The organism is Ampullimonas aquatilis (assembly GCF_049675895.1).
GTDB lineage: Bacteria > Pseudomonadota > Gammaproteobacteria > Burkholderiales > Burkholderiaceae_D > Ampullimonas > Ampullimonas aquatilis.
This window is the reverse complement of the sequence record NZ_CP183834.1, coordinates 2,657,170-2,681,418: the sequence shown is the minus strand read 5'-3', so window position 1 is coordinate 2,681,418 and position 24,249 is coordinate 2,657,170. Positions and strand designations below refer to the sequence as shown.

Here is a 24,249-nt window from a genome sequence, read left to right as displayed (position 1 = left end):
TCGGGTAGATTAGATGGTAAAGGCTGTGCGCCAAAGGAGGGGCGCTTGCGCAGGCAAGCTACCTAGTTGGGTATTTTACCGGAGAGAGGTAGTGATGTTGAATATGCTAAGACTGTGGCTGAGGTAATCGTACTTCGCTATAACGCATATGCGCTAAGTCACCCTGAGATTCGAGCAGACCATTTGCTAGCAGGTGTTTAACCCGTGAGGCATAAAACAAGTCGGGCAAACCTGGCATGCGAATGTTGTCATCGATCATGACCAAGCCAACCAGCATCGCCACCTTTCTCCATGAATCTGTCGCATGGGACAACAAAGCTTTGTCTATCGTTTCAATGAAGTCACTACTAAGTGAGTTGACGAGGTTTTGTTGTTGCGTGGTTAGGGTTGGAGAGTGGGTTGGTTTAGTCACTGATTTACTGATGTAGTAGACGAACAAGTGAAAAGTAAAGATTGATTTATTTTTTTCTAAATAAAACTTTTCTACGTTCCCGGAAATTTATTAACATCAAGTGAAATTTCAATTAATTAATCTTAGTTTCAGGATGATGTCCATGTCTCTAACTCACATTTTTTGTTGTAAGGAATTAATGTATCTTCATTAATTACATAGGTTCTATAACTCTGTTCTTTGGACATCGCAGCTACAATCATTTGGTAATAATTGCCTGAAGTCCCCATAAAATTAATCCGCATCACAACAGAGTTTTCTGCACCAAATTTGTATTGGTCTTTCCATGATGTCCCCAATATATCAACATCACGAAATCGAGCTGTTTTATGGTAGCAGCGCAGAGTTTGCATCGCAAAATCAGCTGCACTACTGTTTAACTGACTAACATTAACTTCTCCCGGAGTAGTGTAGGAGTTGATTGCAGTATTTGTTGCTTGAGGGTTCTTAAATGCGAAGGCGAGAATCAATGAAATTGGATCCAATTTTTTTCCTCTGGTTTAAATGACATGAACTGAAGGGCACATAAAAAAATAACTTAGCAATGTATTGCTAAGTTATGTCGTATTGTCTACATTATTCGCGGTTTCACGTGTTACTTAGTTGGCGTATTAAAAAGACTTTTTTCTTAAACTTTTAAACTAAAAATAATCACAAATATTTGTATGGATTCATCTTCCACTTTTATAGGAACTCCAAAAATGCTTTCTCCCCTCCTGACACCCCCTGTCAGCAGCCCATCCCCCCTCAAAAAACCAATTTCAAGGAGTATGGGCACTTTTAATACCTCTTAAGTGCTTATATATTGGTTCATTTTTAATACACTATAGGGGTATCTATTTCACCTCTATCACTCTGCCGCTTTTTGGCCCCAGCGCCATGTCCACCGCACTGATGGGGTGGGCTGCCGGTGCTACCATGCAGCATTGCCTGTTTTATTGCTGTGAGATTGCATGACTGACCTGAGTGAAGTGAATTCGTCGCTGGATGAATCCAAGTTTGTGACTTTTGCTGATTCGCCTTATCAGCTGTATCAGCCGTTTGCGCCTGCGGGGGATCAGCCGGTGGCGATTGATCAGTTGGTGGAGGGTTTGGCCGATGGTTTGTCGTACCAGACTTTGCTGGGTGTGACGGGTTCGGGCAAGACGTTTACGATGGCCAATGTGATTGCGCGCACCGGCCGGCCGGCGATTATTTTTGCGCCTAACAAGACCTTGGCAGCGCAGTTGTATTCGGAGTTTCGCGAGTTTTTTCCGCGCAATGCGGTTGAGTATTTTGTCAGTTATTACGACTACTACCAGCCCGAGGCGTATGTGCCGCAGCGTGATCTGTTTATTGAAAAGGATTCGTCCATCAATGAGCATATTGAGCAGATGCGTCTGTCGGCGACCAAGAGTTTGATGGAGCGGCGTGATGTGGTGATTGTGGCCACCGTGTCGGCGATTTACGGGATTGGTAATCCCAATGAATATCATCAGATGATTTTGACGCTGCGGGTGCATGACAAGCTGAGCCAGCGCGATGTGATCAGCAAGCTGATTCATATGCAGTACTCGCGCAACGAGCTGGACTTTAGCCGTGGCACGTTTCGCGTGCGCGGTGACACGATCGACATCTTTCCGGCCGAACATGCCGAGCTGGCAGTGCGGGTAGAGCTGTTTGATGATGAGGTGGAAAGCCTGCAACTGTTTGATCCGTTGACAGGGCGTATCAAGCAGAAGATTCCGCGCTTTACGGTGTACCCAGGCTCACATTATGTGACGCCGCGCGAGACGGTGATCAATGCGCTGGAAACCATCAAGGAAGAGCTGCGCGACCGGCTTGAATTTTTTTATAAAGAAAACAAACTGGTCGAGGCACAACGGTTGGAGCAGCGTACCCGCTTTGATCTGGAAATGCTGCAGGAGATTGGCTTTTGCAAGGGCATTGAAAATTACTCGCGCCATTTGTCTGGTGCCAAGGCGGGTGAGCCGCCACCGACGTTGGTGGATTATCTGCCGCAGGATGCGTTGATGTTTCTGGATGAGTCGCATGTGCTGATTGGCCAGCTCAATGGCATGTACAACGGTGACCGGGCGCGTAAACAAAATCTGGTGGACTATGGTTTCAGATTGCCTTCGGCGATGGATAACCGACCATTAAAATTTGAAGAATTTGAAGGCAAGATGCGCCAGGCCATGTTTGTGTCTGCCACGCCAGCCGATTATGAAAAGCAGCATGCCGGGCAGGTGGTGGAGCAGGTGGTGCGACCGACTGGCTTGATTGATCCGGAGATTTTTGTGCGACCGGCCACCTCGCAGGTGGATGATGTGTTGTCTGAAATCAATTTGCGCAGCAAGGTGGGCGAGCGGGTGCTGGTGACCACGCTGACCAAGCGCATGTCGGAGCAGTTGACCGATTATCTGTCGGAGCATGGTGTCAAGGTGCGTTATCTGCACAGCGATATTGATACGGTGGAACGCGCCGAGATCATCCGGGATTTGCGGCTGGGCACCTTTGATGTGCTGGTGGGCATTAACCTCTTGCGTGAAGGATTGGATATTCCAGAAGTGTCACTCGTGGCGATTCTGGATGCCGACAAGGAAGGCTTTTTACGCAACGAGCGCAGCCTGATTCAAACCATTGGCCGCGCTGCGCGTAACTTGCATGGGACTGCCATTTTGTATGCGGACAAGGTGACGGGCTCGATGCAACGTGCCATCGACGAAACCAATCGTCGACGTACCAAGCAATTGGCGCATAACGAGGCCGAAGGCATTACGCCACAAAGTGTCAAGAAGCTGGTACGTGAGCTGATTGATGGCGTGTACAACCCGCAAGAAGCCAAGGCCGAGCTTAAAGCCGCGCAGGACAAGGCGCGCTATGAAGAGATGAGCGAGAAGGAAGCATCCAAAGAAATCAAGCGGCTGGAAAAATTAATGCTTGAACATGCCCGTAACCTGGAATTTGAAAAAGCGGCCCAGGTGCGTGACCAGTTGGCGATGGTCAAGGAGCAATTGTTTGGTGCCAGTGGTGGCAGCAATATTGCCAGCATTGTGGGTAAGCAGCCTTAGTGACTTGATTACAGCGTGGGGCTGCCTGCCTGGCGATGTGGTGTTGCGATGACGGCACTAAGCCAGTGCCGTCATCAATAACGGTAAGCGTTCACTGATCCAGTAACCTGAAATCAACAGACTGATCACACCCACGCTGGCATACACTAGCGAGATGCGGGCACGCAGATTGTGACGCAGGAGCATGAAGGTACCCCAGGCCAATAGCGCCACAGCCAGTTGACCCACTTCCACCCCCAAATTGAATGAGAGCAGGCTGGGCAGAATATTGGGGCTCAGTGCATGCAGCATTTCACGCAGGCCAAAGGCAAAGCCAAAGCCATGCAGCACACCAATGGTCACGGTCATGGGCAAGGTCATCATATTGTTGAGGCGGCGGGTGATGATCAAGAGCGCAGTCAAAAAGATCGAGGCCGCAATCGAGACTTCGATCATCGGCGCAAACCAACTGCCGGTAGGTGCCAGCCCGTAAAAGCCGGCAATCAAAGACAGGGTGTGACCAATGCTGAAGCCGGTCACGCGCAAGGCAATCTGGCGTAACCGGATTGGCCCGGCAATCAGGCACAGGACAAAGAGCATATGATCCCAGCCGGTCCAGATGTGCTGCAGACCGGCCTGCATGAACTGCAGTACGGCTTCGCTTAGTGATGGGTTGATGGTAATGGATTGATCCAGCAGACCATCTTGCGTGAGCGTGATGGTTTTATCGGCATCATGATCCACCAGGAGATTGCGGGTCAGTTGTTCGCCGATATAACCCTGGTTCAGACGGCTGGCAAATTGAAACTGATGAATGGCGCGTGGTGTAGGGTAAAAGAAGGCCGCATCGACCAGCACATAACCGGATTCAATCTGCGCCATATCTTCCGGCAGTGGTTGTGGCTGTACCGCTTGCTGAACTTCTTCCAGCGTGTTGAAGGGCGGCACATGGCCCCGTGGATGCAACACGATGCTGCGAAACTCGGGCTCGATACGTTCACCCGCGACAGAGAGGTCATGACCTTCGTCAATATAGTTGGCAAGCTGATCCAGGTGCTGGCTGGCGTAGATGGGATTGAGATAATGAAACAGCGTTTGATTGGTCATTTCATTGATGATGAAGTAAGGGTAGGGCGCTTCTTTCATCTGTTCCAGCGCGTGTCCCAATACCAGGGGCAGGGACAGGCGGTAGTAGACCATCATGCCATTGTCCCGGTGTTCAAAATGTACCACGCGCAGATTGTAGGCGCTCAACATATGGGCTTGCGCGTTGCGCATGGTGAGTGTCATGGTCAGGGCCATGCTGCCGAGTAAACAAAGCCATACCATCAAAATGGTACTGGTGCGGCGCAATAACAAGCGGATGGGCATGAGGAATGGAATTCTTTGAGTCGTGAGGGGGGCAGTCTGACTGTGCCGGCGGCAAGCGTAAATAAGTAGTGTCGATAAGCCGATAGAAAACGGGGCAGAAACACCAGTCTAAAACGACAAAGACCTGCAGGATCGCCGCAGGTCTTTGTGATCAGCCATGGTGCCGGCGTTTAGCCACAGCTTATTTGGCTGGACTGCGTGGATCCCATAATTTGACCTTGCTGGTTTTTTCGTAAGCACGGCCTTTTGGATAGCTCACGATTTCCATCTGCATGCCCCATGGGGAGATGAAGTACACCCATTGCAAGCCAGTGGCTGGGCCGGTGGTAAAGGTATGTGGTTCAGCCAGGACCTTGACGGATTTATTGGCCTTCAGATAAGCCACAGCCTTGTCCATGTCATCGACATAAAAGGCCAGGTGATGGCCGCCGATATCGCTGTTTTTAGGGGGTGCCTTGACTTGGTCGGGTGATTTGTACTCAAACACTTCCAGGTTGGTGCCATGACCGCAGCGCACCATTTGAAAATCTTTAATTTCTGCACGTGGGTTGACGTTGAGGTTGACTTGCATCCAGTCATCGTCAAACTTGAAGGCGCCAAATTTGAAAAGCGCTTCACAACCGATCACGTCAACAAAAAATTTGACGGCTTCATCCAGATTAGGAACGGTGATACCCAAGTGGTCGGCACCGCGCATGCCAGGCATGCTGCCAGCTTGGGCGGTCAACGGCAGAGTGAGTGCCAGTGCCATGCTGGCAATGATTTTTTTGAATTGCATTGTTGTCTCCTGAATATGATGACGAATCTGAGCACTATTGTGTCGATGAAAAGCCAGATCCTTTATTACTCACAGCAAAAGACAGGCCAAGAAAATGAAGAGCGGGAAGCCGGCGCCATGATGACATGGCATTCTTTCGCAAGGTATTTCATTCAATGAATAAAAGTAAATTTTGCATTACTGCTAATCAAGCCTGAAATAAAGTACAGACGTCCCACGGCTTGATACAACTGTTTCAGTCGTGAATCATGAATTCATGGGAAATGAAACAAACTGTCTTGAATATGGCGACAAGCAGTGATGGAGATTAGGGTTTACATTAGGAATTCATCCTTTTATGTTAGGGATTTCTTCCCGATTTTCTTGGCATACGTTTTGCGGATAGGTAGGTGCGCACTCAGCGTATAAAAAATTATTAATCAAACCAAATCCTATTTGGAGACGAAGATTATGCAGACTATTCAAAAAAGATGGAGTCGTGCGCAGTTAGCCTGTGCAACTACTCTGGCACTGGGTATTTTGGGTTCGGCTACGCCGACCTTCGCGCTGGATGCAAGTCAGGCCAGTGTGGATGATCCAAATAACTGGCCACAATATCACCGTACCTATACTGCCTGGCGTTATAGCCCGTTGAATAAAATCAACAAGGCTAACGTCAAGAATCTGGAGGTGGCATGGATTCATCAGCCTGGTGATCTGACTCATGGTTTGCAAGCGACGCCAATTGTGATTGATGGTGTGCTCTATTACATCGGGCCATATAACCACGTTTATGCAGTTGATGCCGCAACTGGTAAAACCATCTGGCATAACAAGCTTAAACTTGATCCAACATCCAACGATGTGTTCTACGTGGCGGCTAGCCGTGGTGTGACCGTTGGTCGTGGCAAAGTGTTTGTGGGTACGCTGGATGGCCGTTTTGTGGCGCTGGATCAGAAGACTGGCAAGCAGGTTTGGTCAACTCAGTTGACTAACCTGAAAACTGAATTCGGTGCGCTGTTCTCATCACCACCACAACTGGCTGGCGATGTGCTGTTTGGCGGCACAACTGGTGGTGACCAGCCACAACAAGGTAAGATTTTTGCTGTGAATGCAGATACGGGTGAACGTGTCTGGACATTCAACACCATCAAGGATGACCAAGCCTCCTGGCCTGGTGATACGGGTAAGGTTGGCGGCGGTGGTGCCTGGTTGCCAGGTACTTATGATCCAACTACCGACACCATTTACATCGGTACTTCCAACGCCGCACCTGACTACTATGGCGCAGGCCGTGAAGGCGATAACAAGTACACAGCTTCATTGCTGGCCTTGGATCCAAAAACTGGCAAGCTGAAATGGCATCGTCAGGAAGTCAAGCATGATGTATGGGATTTTGACTCACCCTACGAAGCTTTGATGCTGAAAAAAGATGGCAAGGAAATGCTGGTTCACCTGAACAAAGGCGGTTTCGTGTTTGTGATGGACAAGACCAATGGTGATCTGTCTAATGTTTGGCCGCTCGTGGACAACATTAACTGGGTCAAGGGTGTTGATCCTAAAACGGGTGAGCTGATTGGCCGTAATGAGCCAGAACTCGGCAAGCGTAAACTGTTCTGCCCATGGCTGCTTGGTGCACGTAGCTGGAACCACGGTGCTTACAGCCCGCAAACTGGTCTCTGGTATACCAACACTATGGAAGCCTGTAACGAGGTGGAAGCTGGTAAAGAAGACGTATCCAAGATCGGTATGAATGGTCTGTACCTGGGTATTGCTGATCTGAAAACCACTAACCCACCTACAGGTAAAGCCTTGGGTCGTCTGGTGGCTGTTGATCCGCTGACTGGTAAATTCAAGTGGAAGATTGACTATGAGTTGCCAGGTCTGTCCAGTGTGCTGACAACTGGTGGTGGTCTGGTGTTTAACGGTGATATGGAAGGCACCATATTTGCTTATGATGCAGAGAATGGTAAACAACTTTGGAGCTTCAACGGTGGTTCTGGTGTCCGTGGTGGTCCTATCAGCTACATGGCTGGTGGCGAGCAGTACATCGTTGTACCAACTGGTCTGGGTTCGCACGTACCTGGATTTGCAGCATCGGCTTTCCCGAAGATCAAGGATTTGCCTGGTGGTGCCGCGTTGGTTGCATTCAAGTTGAAGAAATAAGTAGTACGTCGGAAATTAGGGGGTAAACCCATAATAAGGCTCCTCGCTTGCTGCGATCGGTTTACCGGTCGCAGTTTTTTTTTGAAGAAGCCATTTAATTTGAGGAAGTGGTTTTATGTTTAAAGCACGTATTAGCATGATTTTGGCAGGCTTGTTTTTGATGAGCTGTGCATCGGCACATTTTGTGAAAAAGGATGCTGAAGACAGCGCTGACAAGGCTCCGGCCGCCACCACATCAACGGCTGAAGCCACGCCTGCTGCGGCTACTGCACCTGTACCTGCCAAAGAAGCAGGGCCTGAAGCTGGCAAAAAACCACCGTTTGATCTGAATGATGAAAAAATAATTAATCTGGGTAAATTGCGTTATACACAGACTTGTGCAGGCTACTGCCATGGTGGCGGTGGGGTGGGTGGCCGTGCCCCTAACTTTCGTGATCGTGATGATCTTGATCCGGAATATGCATACAAGACGATTGTGAATGGACGTCGTGCTTCTGACGTGATGCCGGTATTTGGTAACACCTTTACCAGTACTGAAGTCTGGGAGCTGGTTGCCTATCTGAAGTATCTGGGCCGTCAAAAGGGCACGCCATGAAAAAACTGCTGATTGTTCTCACTCTTCTGGAAGCAACTGGTATTGCCCATGCGGCAACGCTGGATGATATTGTGCAGCGCGGTTCGCTCAATGTTTGTCTTGATCCCGATGGGTTGCCTTACTCATCGGAGTCGGCCAGTTCACCGGGATTTTTAATTGATCTTTCCAAAAAGTTGGCTCAGGATATGGGCGTTCGCTTTAATCCTATCTGGTTGGGTTCGCGCGAAAGATTGTCGCGTACCGAATGTGATGTGGTCCCTAATGCGATTGTTTCTAAAGCCAAGCTGAATGAGCAGAAGGATGATCTTCAGCCAGGTAAAGTCAGTCCAACGCTACTGACGCAGCCTTACTTTCATCAGCAGGTGTTACTGGTGAGCCAGCCCAAAGGCCAGTCTTGGCAAACTTTGGCTGATCTGCAAAAAATATCGGTTGCAGTACCCAGTGCTACCTGGGGGCATATGCAATTGAATACGTATCATGTACCTGTGCTGGTCAGATTTTTGACGGATGAAGCGATTGTCAAGGCTGTGGCTGATGGTGAGGCCGAGGCAGGGATAGTCAGTGCAACGGGTTATTCATGGTACAGCAAGACGTATAGTCAAAAATTTCAGACGCAACGGGATATCATCAAAGAACTGGATCTGGAATTTGATGTCGGAATGACGCTGAGGAAAACGGATGTGGCCATGCTCAATAAGATTGATGGTTTACTTGCGTCTTATCAGATCAGTGGTGTCTTTGCTGAGTTGATGAAACCGTATGGTCTGATCTGGATCAAACCTTCGTTCTGATCGGTGGGAGTAGCAACGCTGCAATGGCGTCTGCAAGATTCTGATTGAATCAACAAATAAAAAAGCCCGGTGTCAAAAAACACCGGGCATGCTTTCTACCAGGAGAACTTAGAAAGTGTGGTTGATACCTACGTTGAGCAGGAATGTCTTGGCATTTTGTTCAGGAATACCTGCAGCAACAATACTGGTTTTGATGGATGCCTGTGATTTTGCATCAACATAAGCACCTTGTACGTACAGGGTAGTCCGTTTGGACAGGAAGTAATCATTACTCAACACGATATTGCGTGTTGCATCATTGCTATTGTTTCTGTCCTTGTTGTCGTAGTAAGCCAATGTAGCGCTGTTACGGTCGTTCCATTTGTAATCAACACCAACACCGATGGCGTTAACGTTGGAATTGGATGCACCGTTGGCGTCGTGGTTTTTGGCATTCAGGAAGTTGGCCTTGAATGTGTAATCACCATAAGCATAGGCAGCGCCCAGACCACTTTGTTTAACTGTTGTTGCACCGGTGGCAACATCTTTCATCGCTTGGTAAGAGAATGACAGTGCAACTGGGCCTTTGTAGGATGCACCCAATGCATAGATGTTGTTTTTGCTGAATGAGCCAGCTACTTCACCAAATGAGTAGGCAACACCAAAGTCAACTGGACCAATCGTATTGCGGTACTGTACGGCGTTTTTCAGAAAAATACCGACGTCGTTGTTGGTGTTGGTACCGTTGATGCCAGCAGTGGCAGCATACATGTTGTAAGCCCATGCATACAGATTGGAGAACTGTTCTTTAAATGCGCGTGGCTCAGTACCGATGTGTGCCAACAGCGCTGGACCGTACTGACGACCCAGGATCAGTTGACCCCATTCGCTGTTGCCCAAGCCAACGTTGGCTTGACGACGGAAGAGAATCGTACCTGATCCAGGTGCATCACCAGTACCGTGCAATGCGCCGGTGTCAGTGTCGAAATGTGATTCAAGGTTAAAGAAAGCTTTGGTGCCGTTGCCCACATCTTCAGTACCCTTGATACCCCAAACGCTTTGACGCAGGCCACTGGTAGCAAACTGTGACAGTGAGCCAGCGCCATTGGCCTTGGACTGGTACAGATAGCCAGCATCAACGATACCAAATAACTGAACGTTGGATTCTGCACTTGCCAGACCAGACATTAATGTAAGGCAGGCTGTGGCAATAATTCTCTTTTTCATTAGTGTGTCTCCTTGGAAGATGAATGCACGCGATATAAAAATTTATTTGTAGTTGTCTACCATTCATTCGTTGCAGCATGGACAAATTGATAGTGTTTCCACAAGCTGGGCATGCGGTAGTGGTAAGGCAATTCATGTGCCAAAAAAGTGAACTATTCACAAAAACCTTGATTCATTCCTGTTTTTCAGGGGGTGATCGGTAAAAAAGTTCAAATTCTTGACTCGACCATGTCTTGGATCATCCTTTAATTAAAAATGGCATGACTTGATGTAGTGGTAATTACTTATGAAATCGCATGTTGTTGAAATATTCAATTTTCAATATTTTCGATCAGACACAAAAAAATGAGACATTCGACTCTGATTGCTGGAACAAGTGTTTCATTGGTCTGAGGCATCATTGATGCAATTGACATGACAATTGCCATTAACGCTTCAGGTGCGCCGCAGCATTTCAATCAAACACAAAATTTCAATTGTTTTTAGCTGAAAACTTCTATTTGAATCTCTCGCTTGCTGCCTTGATAAGGCATATCCCTGATATTAAGAATATTGGTATGGATGTTGCCTAGCTACAGGCAAGACTATCTAATCAATGATCGTCGTATCGAGTTTGTGCCATCCGAGGCATTATTTTTATATTTATATTAAGAAATTTGGAGATAAGGAGCTGCTATGACCCATACATCAGAAAAGCTAATGTGGATGTACAAGACCATGCTTGAGATTCGGGTGTACGAAGAAACCATGACGAAGGTTTATCTAGAGGGAAAGCTCCCACCAAATATTCAAAAGGGTCTGGCTTTTGATATTGGCGCTGGTCCTGTTCCGGGTGAGATGCACTTGGCCGCAGGCCAAGAGCCAGTAGCGGTTGGCGTTTGTGCTCATCTGAGAAAAGATGATGCCGTTGTCGGTGCGCATCGTTCACACCACTTTGCGATTGCCAAAGGTGTTCGTCTTAATGAGATGACTGCCGAGTTGTATGGCAAGGAAGCTGGTTTGAGCAAGGGTAAGGGCGGCCATATGCATATCTTTGATCCGCTGGTCAAGTTTAGTTGCAGCGGCATTGTGGGTGCGAGTTTGCCACCTGCGTGCGGCGCTGCCCTGGCTTATAAGCGTCGTGGTTTGGATAACGTGGCAGTGGCCTTCTTTGGTGAGGGTGCGACTAACCAGGGCGCATTCCATGAGTCACTCAATCTGGCCGCATTGTGGAAGCTGCCAGTCGTGTTCGTCTGTGAAGACAATAAATATGCCATTTCTGTAGAGAAGTCTGATTCGACATCGATTGCCAATAATGCCGATCGTGCTGTGGCTTATGGCATTCCTGGTTTGTTGGTTGAGACCAATGATGCAATCGAGGTCTTTAACGCTGCAGGTGAAGCAATTGCTCGTGCGCGTAGTGGTGCGGGCCCTTCATTGTTGGAAGTGAAAACGGACCGTTATTTTGGTCACTTCCAGGGTGATCCTGAAGTCTATCGTCGTAAGGGTGAGGCTGATACCTTGCGTAAGAATGATCCGATTGATCGACTCGGTACTTATCTGCGTTCGCAAGGTCTGCTTGATGATGCGCGTGATGGTGCAATTCGCAAAGAAGTGCAAGACCTGGTTGATGCTGCCTATGAATTTGGCCGTAGCTCACCCTATCCAAAACCCGAAGCAGCATTGGACCACCTGTTTGCGTAAGCAGGACTAATGACATTGCCTAACTATTATTTATTAGAGACAAAATCATGAGTGAAAAATCAAATCGTAAGCTGACCATGGCACAGGCCATTTCCGAAGCCATTGGTATGGAAATTCAACGGGACCCAGAAGTGTTTGTGATGGGTGAGGATGTCGGCAAGTACGGTGGTATTTTTGGTGCGACCGGTGGTCTTTATGAGAAGTTTGGTAAAGACAAGATCATTGATACACCCATTTCTGAAACGGCATTCATTGGCGCGGCGATTGGTGCTGCGGCTGAAGGTATGCGACCGATTGCCGAGATCATGTTTGTGGATTTCTTTGGGGTCTGCTTTGACATGATCTACAACCACTTGGCTAAAAATACTTATATGTCAGGTGGCGCAGTCAATCTGCCAGTTGTACTGACAACAGGTATTGGTGGTGGTTATAACGATGCTGCTCAACATTCGCAGTGCTTGTATGCCAGTTTTGCGCACGTACCAGGCTTGAAGGTGGTGGTGCCATCCAATGCCTATGATGCCAAGGGTCTGATGATTCAGGCGATTCGTGACAATAACCCGGTCGTGTTCATGTACCACAAAGGCATTATGGGCCTGCCATGGATGTCTTACTTTGAGGGCAGTACGAATGAAGTGCCTGAAGAGTCTTACACCATTCCGTTTGGCAAAGCCAATGTGGTCAAGGCTGGCAAGGACATCACGATTGTGACTTTGAGTCAGATGGTGCAAAAAGCCGTGCTGGCCGCTGTTGAATTGGAAAAAGAAGGCATCAGCGTCGAGATCATCGACTTGCGTACGATCGTGCCGTTAGACAAACAAGCCATTCTTGATTCGGTCAAGAAGACTGGCCGTCTGTTGGTGGTTGATGAGGATTACCTGAGCTTTGGCCTGAGTGGTGAAATCTCCGCCATCATAGCTGAAAACCTCGACACCGTCACATTGAAAGCACCAGTCAAACGCCTGGCTGTACCCGATGTGCCAATCCCATTTAGTCGCCCACTGGAACAGTTTGTGATCCCCCAGGTAGGTTCGATTGTGGCCGAATCCAAAAAATTAATTAACCAACATATTAGAGAAGGAATTGCAGCATGACTGATATTACATTGCCAGATAACGTTTGGGATGATGTTGAGCCGGGTACGGAAGGCCTGCTCGACGAGTGGCTGGTTCAGCCTGGTACCGCAGTGAAAAAAGGTCAATCAGTTGCCATCGTGGTGATTGTGAAAACCAGTGTAGAAGTCGCTGCGCCAGAAGATGGTGTACTGGGTGAAATCGTTATTCAAAAAGACGACACGGTTGCCAAAGGTGCGGTGATTGGAAGGCTGAAAGCAGCATGAGCGAAGCGATGACTGAACCCAATGTCATTCCACTGAAGGGATTGCGGGGCATGATTGCCCGCAATATGTCCCAAGGTTGGGAGGCGCCGCGTGTGTCTATGAGTATTGATATAGACATGACCAAGGCTCAGGCATTGCGCATCAAGCTCAATGAGCAGGAGCAAGGGCGTGTCAAGGTTAGTCTGACACCGATTATCTTGTCAGCACTGGCGCAAGCACTGCGTAATCACCGTGGTCTCAATGCTTTTGTTGAGACTGATCGTGTGGTGCAGCCGGCCAATATCAATATTGGTCTGGCAGTCGCGATTCCCGATGGTTTGAGTGTTCCTGTTATTAAAGATACAGACAAAAAAACCATTGTTGAAATTGCAGTTGAATCAGCGGAACTGGCTGCAGGCGCACGCAACGGCAAATTGCCCATCAAGGCATATCAAGGCGGCACTTTCACAGTCAGCAATCTTGGTATGACCAATATCAGTTGGTTCACACCCATTTTGAACCCGCCACAAGCGGCGATTCTGGGTGTGAGTGCCACGATTGAAAAACCGGTGGTGCTGGATGGCAAGATTGAAGTCCGGCCGATTGCAACCTACACGTTGGTGTTTGATCACCGCGCAGTAGATGGTTTCCCAGCAGCCCAGTTTTTGGGTGATTTCAAGTCATTAATGGAATCCTGTGAGAGCTTGGTATGAGCCACGATGCTTTTGATTATTTTGATTTGATCTCCTGCCATGACGAACAATTGTGGAATCGGGAAATATTGAATCAAGAAGTGATGGAGCCGATCTTTCGACTTTGGCGCTATCACACACCCGGCATTGTGCTTGGGTGCAATCAAAAGCAAATGTGGCAAACAGCAGTTCAGCATGCCAATGGTGGGGCTGATATCTCGCTACGTATGACGGGTGGTGGTGCTGTTTTGGTTGGTCCCTGGATGTTGAGTCTTTCAGTGGCACTTCCTAATCATCATCCGTTTGCCAGTAATGGACTGATGCATAGTTATCGCTGGCTATCGGAACTGACCTTGCTGACATTGCAGTCACTGGGAGTCGAATGTGAAATTGTTTATCCGGAAGATGTGCCGCGGCTGAAAGCGGAACCACTTTTCAGCCAGGCAGATTGGGCTTGTTATGGTGGCATTTCATCATGGGAGATTACATCCAAGGGTAAAAAAATTGTCGGACTTTCTCAGGCAAGAAAAAAAAATGGCGTGTTGTTGGCGATGGGTATTCTGACTGACAAAGTTGACTGGGCAAGTCTGGTAACAAGGCTTGATCAGTCTTCTGGTGCAACAGGCAAACTTGAAATGTGTACGACTTCCTGTTCGGAACAGCTCGGTAGAAAGTTGATGCCGGGTGTACTGGAAATCAATCTGGTGCGAGCGATCCAGGCTGCTTTGGATTTATCGCAACATGCCAGTCCCTTGCTCAAGACCGCATAGAAATACATCAAGATATTTTCATTCATAAATTTACAAGTCCTTAATAGGAGACATCATGAAAAATGAAAAAAATGACATGAATCCAGCAGCTTCGACAACTGGTATGCGTGTCGTTAACAAAGGCGAAACAGTCAGCCGTCGTGGTTTTTTAAAGAGCAGTAGTCTGGCATCAATTGGTGTGACTGTTGTCAGTGGTGCGGCTGTCATTGGTGTTGATACAGAAGCCCTGGCAGCAGGTTTTCCGGTCTTGGGTGAGGCCAAAGGCAAGGTGCTGTTGAAGATGGCGCGGGATATTTTTCCTCATGACAAATTGGACGACAAATATTATCTGCAGGCGATTGAGCCCTATGACGAGAAAGCGAAGAAAGATGCGGCACTCAAGAAAACCTTGTTGGATGGATTGGCTCAATTGAACGACGCTTCCATGAAGCAGTTTAAGAAAAATTATATTGATATCAAAACCGAAGCTGATCGCGTTGCGGTATTGAAGTCTCTGGAAACTTCAGATTTTTTCCAGAAGATTCGTGGCGATATGGTGACCGGTCTCTACAACAACAAGGCAGTGTGGTCACACTTTGGTTATGAAGGCTCGTCTTGGGAAAAAGGCGGCTATGTCAACCGTGGTTTCAACGACCTGGATTGGCTGTAATCGCGCTTTTTTTAGAGTTTATTCTGAATCCCAAAAAAATATACGGAGACTAATATGGCTAATAAATTTGGCTTTGATGAAGAAGTTGTTGTCATCATCGGATCAGGTGCTGGTGGCGGTACATTGAGTAACGAGTTGGCACAACGTGGTGTCAAGGTAGTGGTGTTGGAAGCAGGTAAACACTGGACTCAAGCCGATTTTGAAAATGACGAATGGGCAATGTTCAGCAAGATCTCCTGGTTGGATAAACGAATTTCTGCCGGTGGCTGGCATCACACTAAAACTTATCCGAATTTGCCAGCCTGGATTGTAAAGGGTGTTGGCGGATCGACCATTCACTGGTCTGGCGTGGCTTTGCGTTTTCAGGAACATGACTTTAAAACCAAGACAACCTATGGCGCGGTAGACGGTGCCAACGTACTGGATTGGCCAATTACCCTGACTGATCTGGCACCTTACTATGACAAGGCGGAAATCAAGCTGGGTGTTGCTGGTTCCAAGGCGAGCGGTATGCCTGCCATGCCCGACAGCAATCAATACAAGGTGGTGGCCGCGGGTGCTCGCAAAGTCGGTTACAAAAATATCATTCGTCCAGCGGCATCAAACAGCAAACCTAATGATGGCCGCCCAGCTTGCCAGCAAATTGGCTTCTGTATGCAGGGTTGCAAGATCGGTGCTAAATGGTCTGCCCTCTATACGGAAATTCCCAAAGGAGTTGCTACTGGTAATGTCGATCTGCGTCCAGAAAGCATGGTTCTGAAAATTGAACATGACAAATCTGGTAAAGCCAGTGGTGTATTGTATGTCGACAAAGACGGCAAAACCCAACTGCAAAAAGCACGCATCGTTTGCGTGGCAGGTAACTCGATTGAGTCGCCGCGTTTATTGCTTAACTCTGCTTCCAGCATGTTCCCTAATGGTTTGGCCAACTCCTCTGGACAAGTTGGCAAGAACTATATGAACCATGCTACTGGCGCTGCTGTTGCCATCCATAAAAAGCCAGTCTATATGTATCGTGGCTTTGACATTGGTGCAGTGGTTGCTGATGAGGTGGCATTGAACGAGAAGCGTGGTTTTCATGGTGGCTATTACCTGGAGGGTTTGGCTTTGGGCTTGCCTTATACCGCGGCTTTCATGAAGCCTGGTGGCTGGGGACGTGAAGTCACTTCAGCATTTGATCAGTACGATCATATGACTTGTGTCTGGGTCTGTGGTGAAGATTTGGCTAGAGAGCAAAACAGCATCACCTTGCATCCTACCGAGAAAGATCAATACGGTTTGCCAATTCCTATTGTGACTAAAACCTATCACAAGAACGATGACGCGATTGTGGCACACGGCCAGAAACAATGGCGTGCACTGTCCGAAGCAGTTGGCGCAACCCGTGTGATCGAGATGCCAGCTTATCCTGCCAGCCACAATATGGGGACTAACCGGATGAGTGCCAACGCCAAGGATGGTGTGGTTAACAAGTGGGGTCAGTCACACGATGTTAAAAATCTCTTTATTTCTGACGGTAGCCAGTTCACCTCCAGTTCTGCAGCCAATCCAACCTTGACGATCGTGGCCTTGGCCATTCGTCAGGCTGAATACATTGCAGGAGCCTTAAGTCGTAAAGAAATCTGATTGATTTAAAACTTAATTGAAAGGGATCGAAACCAAAATTTCGATCCCGTTTTTACTTGGAGGTGACAAAAATAAACTGGTTGAATGGATGTTTGTACCGCAGTGAGCGATTTAATACTGATTTGTAATAGCTGGGTTGAAAAAATATAAATCACGACCCAGTTCATATTAATCGCGAGGAAGCAAGACGGAGACGGTAATGAAAAAATTAAAAATGAATAAATGGTGCACCTTGCCTGCGGGTAAGTTGGCTGGATTGTTGGCGATTTCTTTATTCGCTTTATCAACTCACCAACTCAAAGCAGAAGAAGCGGCAGCCGCCCCAGCAGCAGAACCCCCTCTGGGTGTGAATGTGTTGGAAGCCACTTTTAAATGGCGGCCAAATTATGTCAGCGATGACATGTTGATCAATGCTGATAAAGATGCCAATAACTGGCTGCATTACGGTAAGGATTCGCAAGGAACCCGTTTTAGCCAGCTGACTCAGATCAATCAATTAAACGTCAAAAAACTGGTGCCAAAATGGAATTTGTCTTTTGGTGTCAATGATGCTCAGGATAGTGAAGCGGTGGTTGTAAATGGCCGTATTTATGTGACAGCCAGCCAAAACAAAGTGTTTTCACTGGAAGCAACGACTGGCCGGATGCTATGGAAGTATGAGCGTTCATTGCCAGGTGACCTGGGTGGCCGATTATGCTGTGAAGCTGTTAACCGCGGTGTTGCCATTTATAAAGACAAGGTTTATCTGGCTACACTGGATGCCCATGTACTGGCATTGGACAATACAACTGGCAAGGTCGTCTGGGATGTCAAGATGGGCGATTACACTGCCGGTGAGCAGTACACCTCCATGCCATTGATTGCCAAAGGCAAAGTGATTGTCGGTAGTGCCAGTGGTGACGTCGGTGCTAACGTTGGCCGCATCTCGGCACTTGATCCTGATACCGGCAAGGTAATCTGGGAAACCAATACTCGCCCTGTCAGCTCCAGTGACCCGGTCGCTAAATCGTGGGCCAATGACTCCTGGCGTACAGGTGGTGTCGCAGCTTGGTTAACTGGTACCTTTGATCCCAAGTCCAATACCATTTATTGGGGCGCAGGTAACCCAACACCAACCCTTGATCCGCATTCACGCAAGGGTGACAACCTGTACAGTAACTCCACCATGGCGCTGGATGCTGATACGGGTAAGCTGAAATTTTACTTCCAGTACACACCGAATGATGGTTGGGATTACGATGGTAATAATGAAGCGATCCTGATTACTGATGATAAAGGCCGCAAGGTTTGGGTACATGCTGACCGTAATGGTCATCTGTATTCCATTGACCGTAGTAATGGTAAATGTAATTGGGTTGTACCGATTGCTCGAGTTAACTGGGTAACTGGTTTTTCCGATAACTGCCGTCCCATCGTCAATCCTGACAAAGTGCCGGTATACGATAAGATCGTGACTGATATTGCACCGGTTCTGGATGGTGGTAAAGAGTGGCACCCAGCTGCATTCAGCCCACTGACCAAGATGATCTATGTGCCATTCATTGATAGTTCCATGGATGTACAAGCCAAAAAAATGGAATTCAAACGGGGTGAGTGGTTCCTTGGTACTAAAGTGTTGAAAGCCAATCCTTATACTGGTGGTATCAAAGCATTTAATGCGACGACTGGTGAGCTGGCATGGACTCGTCCACAAAGTACACCTGCCACCAGTGGCTTACTGGCGACTGCTGGTGGCTTGGTCTTCTCGGGTGATGCAGAGGGTTATTTTGCTGCGGTCAGAGATGATACGGGTGAAACGATGTGGCGCTTCAATGTCGGTACTGGTATTCATGGTAACCCGACAACATTTACTGCAGAAGGCAAGCAGTATGTCGCAGTGGTTTATGGTCCAGGCGGTGGCAGTATCTGGCCACTGGTCTATGACGAACTGTTCAAGCATCAAAACCGCGGTGGCGGCATGATGGTGTTTGGTTTGGGTGATTAATTAAGCTTGAGGATGATCTGCTAGTAGCGGATCATCCCTGGCATCTCACCATGACTCAACATTTTCATCAAAAACTTTTCTGTTGCTTTGCTGGTTTGCTGATGCTGGTTTGTACACAAATTGCTTCAGCCTATGATCTGGCTAGTCGTTCGCCGCTAAAGGTTTGTGTCATCGAAGAAAACTTTCCGTTTTCTGAAAGACAGCCAAGCGATCATGGTCTGGACGTGGATATGCTTGCAGAATTGGGCAAGGTATTGATGGTGTCGGTTGAGCCTATCTGGATCATGCCGGCAGCACGTGGTGGCATCAACAAAACACTCAAGCAGTCTGTACTAGCAGGACAGTGCGATCTTGCAATGGGTGTGCCGGAACGGGATGGTTCGCTAAATGATTTGCAGGCGCTTGGCCTGATCACTTCGAAACCTTATCTGACCTTGGGTTATCTCATGGTGTCGTTGCGTAAGAGTTCCTGGAATAGCCCTGCCGATTTACGCAAGGCAGGCCACATTGGTGCTGTCTTGTCCACACCGGCAGATCTTTATCTCAAAGCGCAAAACTTGAATCGTTATCCTTATCCAGGTAATCAGGCTTTGCTGCAATCGCTAAAGACGCGAGAATTGGATGTGGCGTTGGTTTGGGCTGCGGCATTGGCATTTGATGATAAGTCACCATTTCCAGATGAGGCCTTATATCAATCGGTACCGTTATCTAATACCGAACTGCAAACCCGATTTGTGATTGCGGCAAATAAACGGGATGAACCACTTTTAGCCAAGGTGAGTCAATTGATTGAAGCCATGGCAACAGATGGTCGTTTAAAACAATTGGTGGAGAAATATCATTTGTCTGTTTTTACAAGTAATTGATGTTTACCACTGAATAGAATCAAAATAGGTGTCAAAAATGCAATTGAACAAGCACAAGAAATTACAACATAAACCCAACCATCTTCTCGGCAAGTTGATTGTTGGCGTGAGTATGGCGCTAACTTGTCTTGGTGTGGCAGATGCCATGTCAGTAGGTGGCGCTGAAGGTGGTGCCGCCAGCTCGGCTAATCCATTGGCGGGTAATCCTACAGCAGCTCGTCAGGGTGAGGAGCTGTTTGGCAGAAACTGCCAGCAGTGCCATAACTCGGCTGGTAAAGGTGGTAAAGGGCCACAGTTGATCAAGGGGGCATGGGGGCCGGGTGGCGCTAATTCCGATGCCTTTATGTTTAAGACGATTTCAGAGGGTCGACCCAATACTCAAATGGGTGGCTGGGGAGGCAGTTTGAAGCCCGAAGAAATCTGGCAGATCGTGACTTATCTTCGTGAGGAAGCGAAACGCGTGAAGCAGAGTGAGAAGGCTGAAGAAGTTGATCCTTTGTCATACTAAGGATCAACATCAATGACTGGGTGTTGTTTGTAAGAGGGTATTAACGCTGCAATAAAAAAGGCCATCATTTGATGGCCTTGTAATCAGAACGAATTAGTTAGTCGATTCAATGACTGATGTCATCCATTGCATTGGGCGCGAGGATTTTGTATTTTTCCATTTTTCGATAAATGGTTGAGCGGCTCATCCCAAGCTCTTTAGCCGCTTTGGAAATATGCCATTTATTTTTCTTCAATACCATGAGCATCTGTTGGTGTTCATCATCCAAACCTGATCCAATACTGCTTGTTGCAAGTGCCATAGGTGTGATGGTATTTGGATGCTTGATCTGCAGACTGATGGCCGGAATCTGATTGGTCGTTGTGGTTAGATGACTCAAGGTGCCGTGAATCTCGGTTGGAATATTTTCAAGCTGAATATTCCCATCATCACTCATTGCCAGGGCGGCACGGATAATATTGATCAGCTGGCGGATATTGCCTGGCCAGTGATAAGCCAACATGACATTTAATGCATCGTCGCTGATGGTGACTTTGGGATGCCCCATATCTCTGGCTTCTTGCAGAAAAATCGTGCGAATCAACGTGGGCATGTCTTCCCGTTTGCGCAATGGTGACAGCTCGATTTTGATACCATTCAAGCGGTAATACAGATCTTCTCTGAAACTGCCCTCAATGACCTTGTCGAGCAGGTTTCTGTGCGTAGCGCAGATGATTTGAACGTCAACCGGAATCGACTTTTCGCTGCCAAGTGGCAGGATTTCTTTTTCAGCCAATACGCGCAACAGACGGGTTTGCAGTTGCAGGGGCATGTCACCGATTTCATCAAGAAATAAAGTACCACCGTGTGCCTGGATGATCTTGCCGCGCATGCCTTTGCTTTTGGCACCGGTAAAAGCACCTTCCTTATAGCCAAACAACTCACTCTCAATCAGGGTTTCCGGAATTGCGGCACAGTTAAGTGCCACAAAAGGTCCAGCAGCGCGATTACTGGCGTGGTGAATGGCGCTGGCAAAAACCTCTTTACCAGTACCGGTCTCACCTTGCAACATGATGGCAATCCCCTTGTTATTGACGCGGCGAATGATGTTGACATTGTTGGTCATCTTCTGGTCTTGGCCAGCAAGTTCTTCTAGCGTCAGATGAGTATGACCAGGATTGATGATGGTTGGTAATCGCCGTGTATAGTTTTCTTGCGTAACCAGAATCGAGTGGGTTGGTTTCTTGACGGTGACGTAGTAACGCTTGCGTGAGTGCAGCGTATAGATGGACTGAATGGGTGCTTCCTGGGCGGCACTCTTGGCAATCAGTTCATCAAAGCGGATGTCAAATAGTTCTTCGATGGTCTTGCCCGCAGTCTGATTATCATTTGAAAGATTTTCATTGCGCATTGACTGATTGATGGCAACAACACGCCCTTGGTCGTCCAGAGCCAGCAAGGCATCGGTCATGACCTCAATGAATTCGCTGCGACTGCTCAAGCGCACGATCCACTTGTCTTCATACTGCTTGAGAAAGTAGGCATTCTCTATCATGCGGGCGGTTGAATTGACCAGCTGCAATAACAAATGCTGACTGCGTTTGTCATCGGGTGAATAGAGCGCTGAGGCATCCAGTACCGCCATCAGATTGCCATGCGAATCAATGATTGGCGCAGCACTGCAAGTCAGTGTTGTGGAGATCGTGCGAAAGTGTTCTTGCTGGTGAACGGTAATGGGTGTTTTTTCAATAATACAGGTGCCGACAGCGCAGGTGCCTTCATCAGCCTCGGCCCAACAAGAGCCAAGATAAAGACCTGATTTACGCAGCTCGCGATCAGTCAGGTCATGACCATGAAAGTCGACTGTAACACCTTGGGTATCGGTTAACAGAACGACATAGCCAGCATCTCTGATTTGATGGAAAAGTTTTTCCAGCCCACCTTTGGCAATTCGCAAGAGCGGTTCGAGGGGCTCCTGGTGATCGCGCAAGCGACCACCAGTCAGGATGCGGGGTGCCGCTTTTCTGCCTGGATCAAGATTGTATTGATCGAGTGAGCGTTTCCAAGAGTTGTGAATTTGAGGATGAATGTCCTGTTGCACTAAACCGTTACGCACACTAGACACGACAACATCCGGGTGAAAATGCAGAGAATCATTCGTCATGACAAACTGTCTCCTTAGGGCCAACCTGAAATGGTTGAATATAGTTTTATTGAACGATCATAGCAAATCGCGAATCCAGGTGCAATTTGTTGATGACGATTATTCAATACTAAACAGGGTAAGCACTGAGCTGGATAGGCGCATTTATTGAAATGTGCAGTATTGCGCGCCTATCAGAATGAGAATTTGATTGCTTTAACTCGTGTAGAGTGCCATTCAGCGTAGCGATGTGGGTAGTAAACTCAGCACCAGTTCATCAATATGCACGCCATTGACTGATGCAAGTAAAGCTTTGGTCATGGGTGGCAGGGGATCTCGCACCGCAGCAATGAGACCGATCTGTCCTTCATGATTTTTATTGGCATAGGCCATCTCGTCTTTGATGGGGTGAATGGTGACTTCACGAATATCAAACAGACCCAGCAGGGAACGTGGCAGAATGGTCGCGGCCATTTTCATGCGTACCATTGAAATCAATGCCAGTAGCGCGTCCGCCTCAGCCACGACCAGCGGCGTGATGCCAGTCGCTTTTAGTCGACGATCAATGATGCGACGGTTGATGGTGGTTTGTGGTAACAGGCATAAGGGCAATTTGTCCAGATCGGCCCATTGGACTGCCGTGCCGGGAAAGGCTGCATCGTCCATATGACGAATCAAAACATGCTGATCAGAAAATAAGGGCATGGTGATGAATTTATCACCTGCCTGACCTTGAGCAATTTCATCCAGATAAGTCAGTCCGGCATCTAATTCTTTATCAGCCAGCCCATGTTCAATTTCGGTGGCATTTTTCAGTTGCACTGAGATTTTTACTTCGGGGTTGTTTTGCAAAAATGGTGCGGTGATCAAGCCCACCATCGGAATCACAGTTGGTACACAGGCGAGTCGTAAGATACCGCGCAGACTGGTCACACCCGAAACATCATCTTTGAGTGAATCGCAGTCGGCCACGATCTTTTGTGCCCAGCTGATGGCGCGCTCGCCCTCGGTGGTGAGTTGTTTGAAGCGTTGTTGGCTGCGTTCAATCAGTGGTGCGCCGAGTTCTTCTTCCAGTTGCCGGATTGCTGCCGACAGGGTTGGCTGAGTGACGCCACAACGTTCTGCCGCCCGGCCAAAATGAGCCTCTTGTGCGAGCGAGATCAAGTATTGCAAGTGCCGAAGATTCATAATAAGAGCCTGTCCGAATTTTTTATGTTTATACCATCATGACTCAAAGCAACGAAATGAACGAGCAGGAAGAGCCTACTTTATATGAAGTTATTGGCGGTGAAATACGGATTCGCGAACTGGTTGATCGGTTTTATGATTTGATGGAACTCGAAGCCGAGTTTGCAGGCATTCGGCAAATGCATCCAACGCCGATTGATGGTTCGCGCGACAAGTTGTTCTGGTTTTTATGTGGCTGGATGGGCGGGCCCGATTATTTTGTTGAGCGTTTTGGGCATCCACGTTTGCGGGCGCGTCACATGCCATTTTCCATCGGCCTTAAAGAGCGCGATCAATGGCTGCGTTGTATGGCCTGGGCCATGAAGGATGTGGGTATTGCAGAACCGATTCAAGTGGCACTCATGCAGTCTTTTTTCCAGACGGCAGACTGGATGCGCAATCGGGAAGGGTAACGATTGTCTAATGCACTAGCAA

Annotated in this window: 22 protein-coding genes; 15 read left to right on the top strand and 7 right to left on the bottom strand. The window is 48.0% G+C overall.

Going from position 1 to position 24,249, the window contains the following annotated elements; all coding sequences use genetic code 11:
* Positions 1-106: 106 nt before the first annotated feature.
* Together ACMYR3_RS12510 and ACMYR3_RS12505 are read right to left on the bottom strand one after the other, a co-directional pair.
* Positions 107-412, bottom strand: coding sequence for a DUF3658 domain-containing protein (locus tag ACMYR3_RS12510; RefSeq protein ID WP_424192272.1), 306 nt, complete (start codon positions 410-412; stop codon positions 107-109).
* A gap of 128 nt (positions 413-540) precedes the next feature.
* On the bottom strand, positions 541-936 hold the full coding sequence (locus tag ACMYR3_RS12505; protein ID WP_424192271.1) for a hypothetical protein: 396 nt from the start codon (positions 934-936) through the stop codon (positions 541-543).
* Positions 937-1,404: 468 nt separating this feature from the next.
* Between ACMYR3_RS12505 and uvrB the strand changes: the two genes are divergently transcribed.
* Positions 1,405-3,504, top strand: coding sequence for an excinuclease ABC subunit UvrB (uvrB, locus tag ACMYR3_RS12500; protein WP_424192270.1), 2,100 nt, complete (start codon positions 1,405-1,407; stop codon positions 3,502-3,504).
* Between the two features lie 57 nt (positions 3,505-3,561).
* Here the strand turns inward: uvrB and ACMYR3_RS12495 are convergent, their stop codons facing one another.
* Entirely contained in the window at positions 3,562-4,854 is a 1,293-nt protein-coding gene (locus ACMYR3_RS12495) for a HupE/UreJ family protein (RefSeq protein WP_424192269.1), read from the bottom strand.
* A 181-nt stretch (positions 4,855-5,035) separates the two neighbouring features.
* Positions 5,036-5,632 (bottom strand): VOC family protein, encoded by a 597-nt coding sequence (locus tag ACMYR3_RS12490; protein ID WP_424192268.1) that lies wholly within the window; start codon positions 5,630-5,632, stop codon positions 5,036-5,038.
* A gap of 450 nt (positions 5,633-6,082) precedes the next feature.
* Between ACMYR3_RS12490 and ACMYR3_RS12485 the strand changes: the two genes are divergently transcribed.
* The 3 genes from ACMYR3_RS12485 to ACMYR3_RS12475 all read left to right on the top strand — a co-directional run bounded on the left by ACMYR3_RS12485 (position 6,083) and on the right by ACMYR3_RS12475 (position 9,163).
* Positions 6,083-7,777 (top strand): pyrroloquinoline quinone-dependent dehydrogenase, encoded by a 1,695-nt coding sequence (locus ACMYR3_RS12485; protein WP_424192267.1) that lies wholly within the window; start codon positions 6,083-6,085, stop codon positions 7,775-7,777.
* Positions 7,778-7,892: 115 nt separating this feature from the next.
* On the top strand, positions 7,893-8,372 hold the full coding sequence (locus tag ACMYR3_RS12480; protein ID WP_424192266.1) for a c-type cytochrome: 480 nt from the start codon (positions 7,893-7,895) through the stop codon (positions 8,370-8,372).
* Positions 8,369-9,163, top strand: coding sequence for a substrate-binding periplasmic protein (locus tag ACMYR3_RS12475; protein ID WP_424192265.1), 795 nt, complete (start codon positions 8,369-8,371; stop codon positions 9,161-9,163). Before ACMYR3_RS12480 ends, ACMYR3_RS12475 begins: the two co-directional genes overlap by 4 nt.
* 108 nt (positions 9,164-9,271) lie before the next feature.
* On the opposite strand, the gene ACMYR3_RS12470 is transcribed toward ACMYR3_RS12475, so the two are convergent.
* Positions 9,272-10,369 (bottom strand): porin, encoded by a 1,098-nt coding sequence (locus ACMYR3_RS12470; protein ID WP_424192264.1) that lies wholly within the window; start codon positions 10,367-10,369, stop codon positions 9,272-9,274.
* Positions 10,370-11,044: 675 nt separating this feature from the next.
* Here ACMYR3_RS12470 and ACMYR3_RS12465 point away from each other — a divergent pair.
* The 10 genes from ACMYR3_RS12465 (at position 11,045) to ACMYR3_RS12420 (ending at position 20,465) form a co-directional block, all read left to right on the top strand.
* Entirely contained in the window at positions 11,045-12,052 is a 1,008-nt protein-coding gene (locus ACMYR3_RS12465) for a thiamine pyrophosphate-dependent dehydrogenase E1 component subunit alpha (RefSeq protein WP_424192263.1), read from the top strand.
* A 47-nt stretch (positions 12,053-12,099) separates the two neighbouring features.
* Positions 12,100-13,146 carry an alpha-ketoacid dehydrogenase subunit beta gene (locus tag ACMYR3_RS12460; protein ID WP_424192262.1) on the top strand — a complete coding sequence of 349 codons (1,047 nt, stop codon included), beginning with the start codon at positions 12,100-12,102 and terminating at the stop codon, positions 13,144-13,146.
* Positions 13,143-13,391: a lipoyl domain-containing protein gene (locus ACMYR3_RS12455; RefSeq protein WP_424192261.1), complete on the top strand. Its 249-nt coding sequence runs from the start codon at positions 13,143-13,145 to the stop codon at positions 13,389-13,391. Before ACMYR3_RS12460 ends, ACMYR3_RS12455 begins: the two co-directional genes overlap by 4 nt.
* 8 nt (positions 13,392-13,399) lie before the next feature.
* Entirely contained in the window at positions 13,400-14,083 is a 684-nt protein-coding gene (locus ACMYR3_RS12450) for a dihydrolipoamide acetyltransferase family protein (protein WP_424192260.1), read from the top strand.
* A complete protein-coding gene (locus ACMYR3_RS12445) occupies positions 14,080-14,832 on the top strand; it encodes a lipoate--protein ligase family protein (RefSeq protein WP_424192259.1) in 753 nt (250 codons plus the stop codon). Before ACMYR3_RS12450 ends, ACMYR3_RS12445 begins: the two co-directional genes overlap by 4 nt.
* A gap of 55 nt (positions 14,833-14,887) precedes the next feature.
* A complete protein-coding gene (locus ACMYR3_RS12440; RefSeq protein WP_424192258.1) occupies positions 14,888-15,481 on the top strand; it encodes a gluconate 2-dehydrogenase subunit 3 family protein in 594 nt (197 codons plus the stop codon).
* A 54-nt stretch (positions 15,482-15,535) separates the two neighbouring features.
* Entirely contained in the window at positions 15,536-17,107 is a 1,572-nt protein-coding gene (locus ACMYR3_RS12435) for a GMC family oxidoreductase (protein ID WP_424192257.1), read from the top strand.
* Positions 17,108-17,306: 199 nt separating this feature from the next.
* The gene (locus tag ACMYR3_RS12430; RefSeq protein ID WP_424192256.1) at positions 17,307-19,091 is read left to right on the top strand and encodes a PQQ-dependent dehydrogenase, methanol/ethanol family; all 1,785 of its coding nucleotides are present in this window, start codon (positions 17,307-17,309) and stop codon (positions 19,089-19,091) included.
* A 50-nt stretch (positions 19,092-19,141) separates the two neighbouring features.
* A complete protein-coding gene (locus ACMYR3_RS12425) occupies positions 19,142-19,957 on the top strand; it encodes a substrate-binding periplasmic protein (RefSeq protein ID WP_424192255.1) in 816 nt (271 codons plus the stop codon).
* A 37-nt stretch (positions 19,958-19,994) separates the two neighbouring features.
* Entirely contained in the window at positions 19,995-20,465 is a 471-nt protein-coding gene (locus ACMYR3_RS12420; protein WP_424192254.1) for a c-type cytochrome, read from the top strand.
* Positions 20,466-20,571: 106 nt separating this feature from the next.
* Here ACMYR3_RS12420 and ACMYR3_RS12415 read toward each other — a convergent pair whose 3' ends face one another.
* Positions 20,572-22,608, bottom strand: a complete 2,037-nt coding sequence (locus ACMYR3_RS12415) for a sigma-54-dependent Fis family transcriptional regulator (protein WP_424192253.1) — start codon at positions 22,606-22,608, stop codon at positions 20,572-20,574.
* 216 nt (positions 22,609-22,824) lie between these two features.
* Positions 22,825-23,775, bottom strand: coding sequence for a LysR substrate-binding domain-containing protein (locus tag ACMYR3_RS12410; protein ID WP_424192252.1), 951 nt, complete (start codon positions 23,773-23,775; stop codon positions 22,825-22,827).
* Positions 23,776-23,813: 38 nt separating this feature from the next.
* Between ACMYR3_RS12410 and ACMYR3_RS12405 the strand changes: the two genes are divergently transcribed.
* Positions 23,814-24,227, top strand: a complete 414-nt coding sequence (locus ACMYR3_RS12405) for a group II truncated hemoglobin (RefSeq protein WP_424192251.1) — start codon at positions 23,814-23,816, stop codon at positions 24,225-24,227.
* Positions 24,228-24,249 lie beyond the last annotated feature (22 nt).

Coding starts and splice junctions, on each gene's coding strand:
- ACMYR3_RS12435 (WP_424192257.1), top strand. CDS start 15,536: ATGGCTAATAAATTTGGCTTTGATGAAGAAGTTGTTGTCATCATCGGA.
- ACMYR3_RS12450 (WP_424192260.1), top strand. CDS start 13,400: ATGACTGAACCCAATGTCATTCCACTGAAGGGATTGCGGGGCATGATT.
- ACMYR3_RS12440 (WP_424192258.1), top strand. CDS start 14,888: ATGAAAAATGAAAAAAATGACATGAATCCAGCAGCTTCGACAACTGGT.
- ACMYR3_RS12410 (WP_424192252.1), bottom strand. CDS start 23,775: ATGAATCTTCGGCACTTGCAATACTTGATCTCGCTCGCACAAGAGGCT.
- ACMYR3_RS12415 (WP_424192253.1), bottom strand. CDS start 22,608: ATGACGAATGATTCTCTGCATTTTCACCCGGATGTTGTCGTGTCTAGT.
- ACMYR3_RS12490 (WP_424192268.1), bottom strand. CDS start 5,632: ATGCAATTCAAAAAAATCATTGCCAGCATGGCACTGGCACTCACTCTG.
- ACMYR3_RS12470 (WP_424192264.1), bottom strand. CDS start 10,369: ATGAAAAAGAGAATTATTGCCACAGCCTGCCTTACATTAATGTCTGGT.
- ACMYR3_RS12465 (WP_424192263.1), top strand. CDS start 11,045: ATGACCCATACATCAGAAAAGCTAATGTGGATGTACAAGACCATGCTT.
- uvrB (WP_424192270.1), top strand. CDS start 1,405: ATGACTGACCTGAGTGAAGTGAATTCGTCGCTGGATGAATCCAAGTTT.
- ACMYR3_RS12420 (WP_424192254.1), top strand. CDS start 19,995: ATGCAATTGAACAAGCACAAGAAATTACAACATAAACCCAACCATCTT.
- ACMYR3_RS12445 (WP_424192259.1), top strand. CDS start 14,080: ATGAGCCACGATGCTTTTGATTATTTTGATTTGATCTCCTGCCATGAC.
- ACMYR3_RS12495 (WP_424192269.1), bottom strand. CDS start 4,854: ATGCCCATCCGCTTGTTATTGCGCCGCACCAGTACCATTTTGATGGTA.
- ACMYR3_RS12460 (WP_424192262.1), top strand. CDS start 12,100: ATGAGTGAAAAATCAAATCGTAAGCTGACCATGGCACAGGCCATTTCC.
- ACMYR3_RS12425 (WP_424192255.1), top strand. CDS start 19,142: ATGACTCAACATTTTCATCAAAAACTTTTCTGTTGCTTTGCTGGTTTG.
- ACMYR3_RS12475 (WP_424192265.1), top strand. CDS start 8,369: ATGAAAAAACTGCTGATTGTTCTCACTCTTCTGGAAGCAACTGGTATT.
- ACMYR3_RS12405 (WP_424192251.1), top strand. CDS start 23,814: ATGACTCAAAGCAACGAAATGAACGAGCAGGAAGAGCCTACTTTATAT.
- ACMYR3_RS12430 (WP_424192256.1), top strand. CDS start 17,307: ATGAAAAAATTAAAAATGAATAAATGGTGCACCTTGCCTGCGGGTAAG.
- ACMYR3_RS12455 (WP_424192261.1), top strand. CDS start 13,143: ATGACTGATATTACATTGCCAGATAACGTTTGGGATGATGTTGAGCCG.
- ACMYR3_RS12480 (WP_424192266.1), top strand. CDS start 7,893: ATGTTTAAAGCACGTATTAGCATGATTTTGGCAGGCTTGTTTTTGATG.
- ACMYR3_RS12485 (WP_424192267.1), top strand. CDS start 6,083: ATGCAGACTATTCAAAAAAGATGGAGTCGTGCGCAGTTAGCCTGTGCA.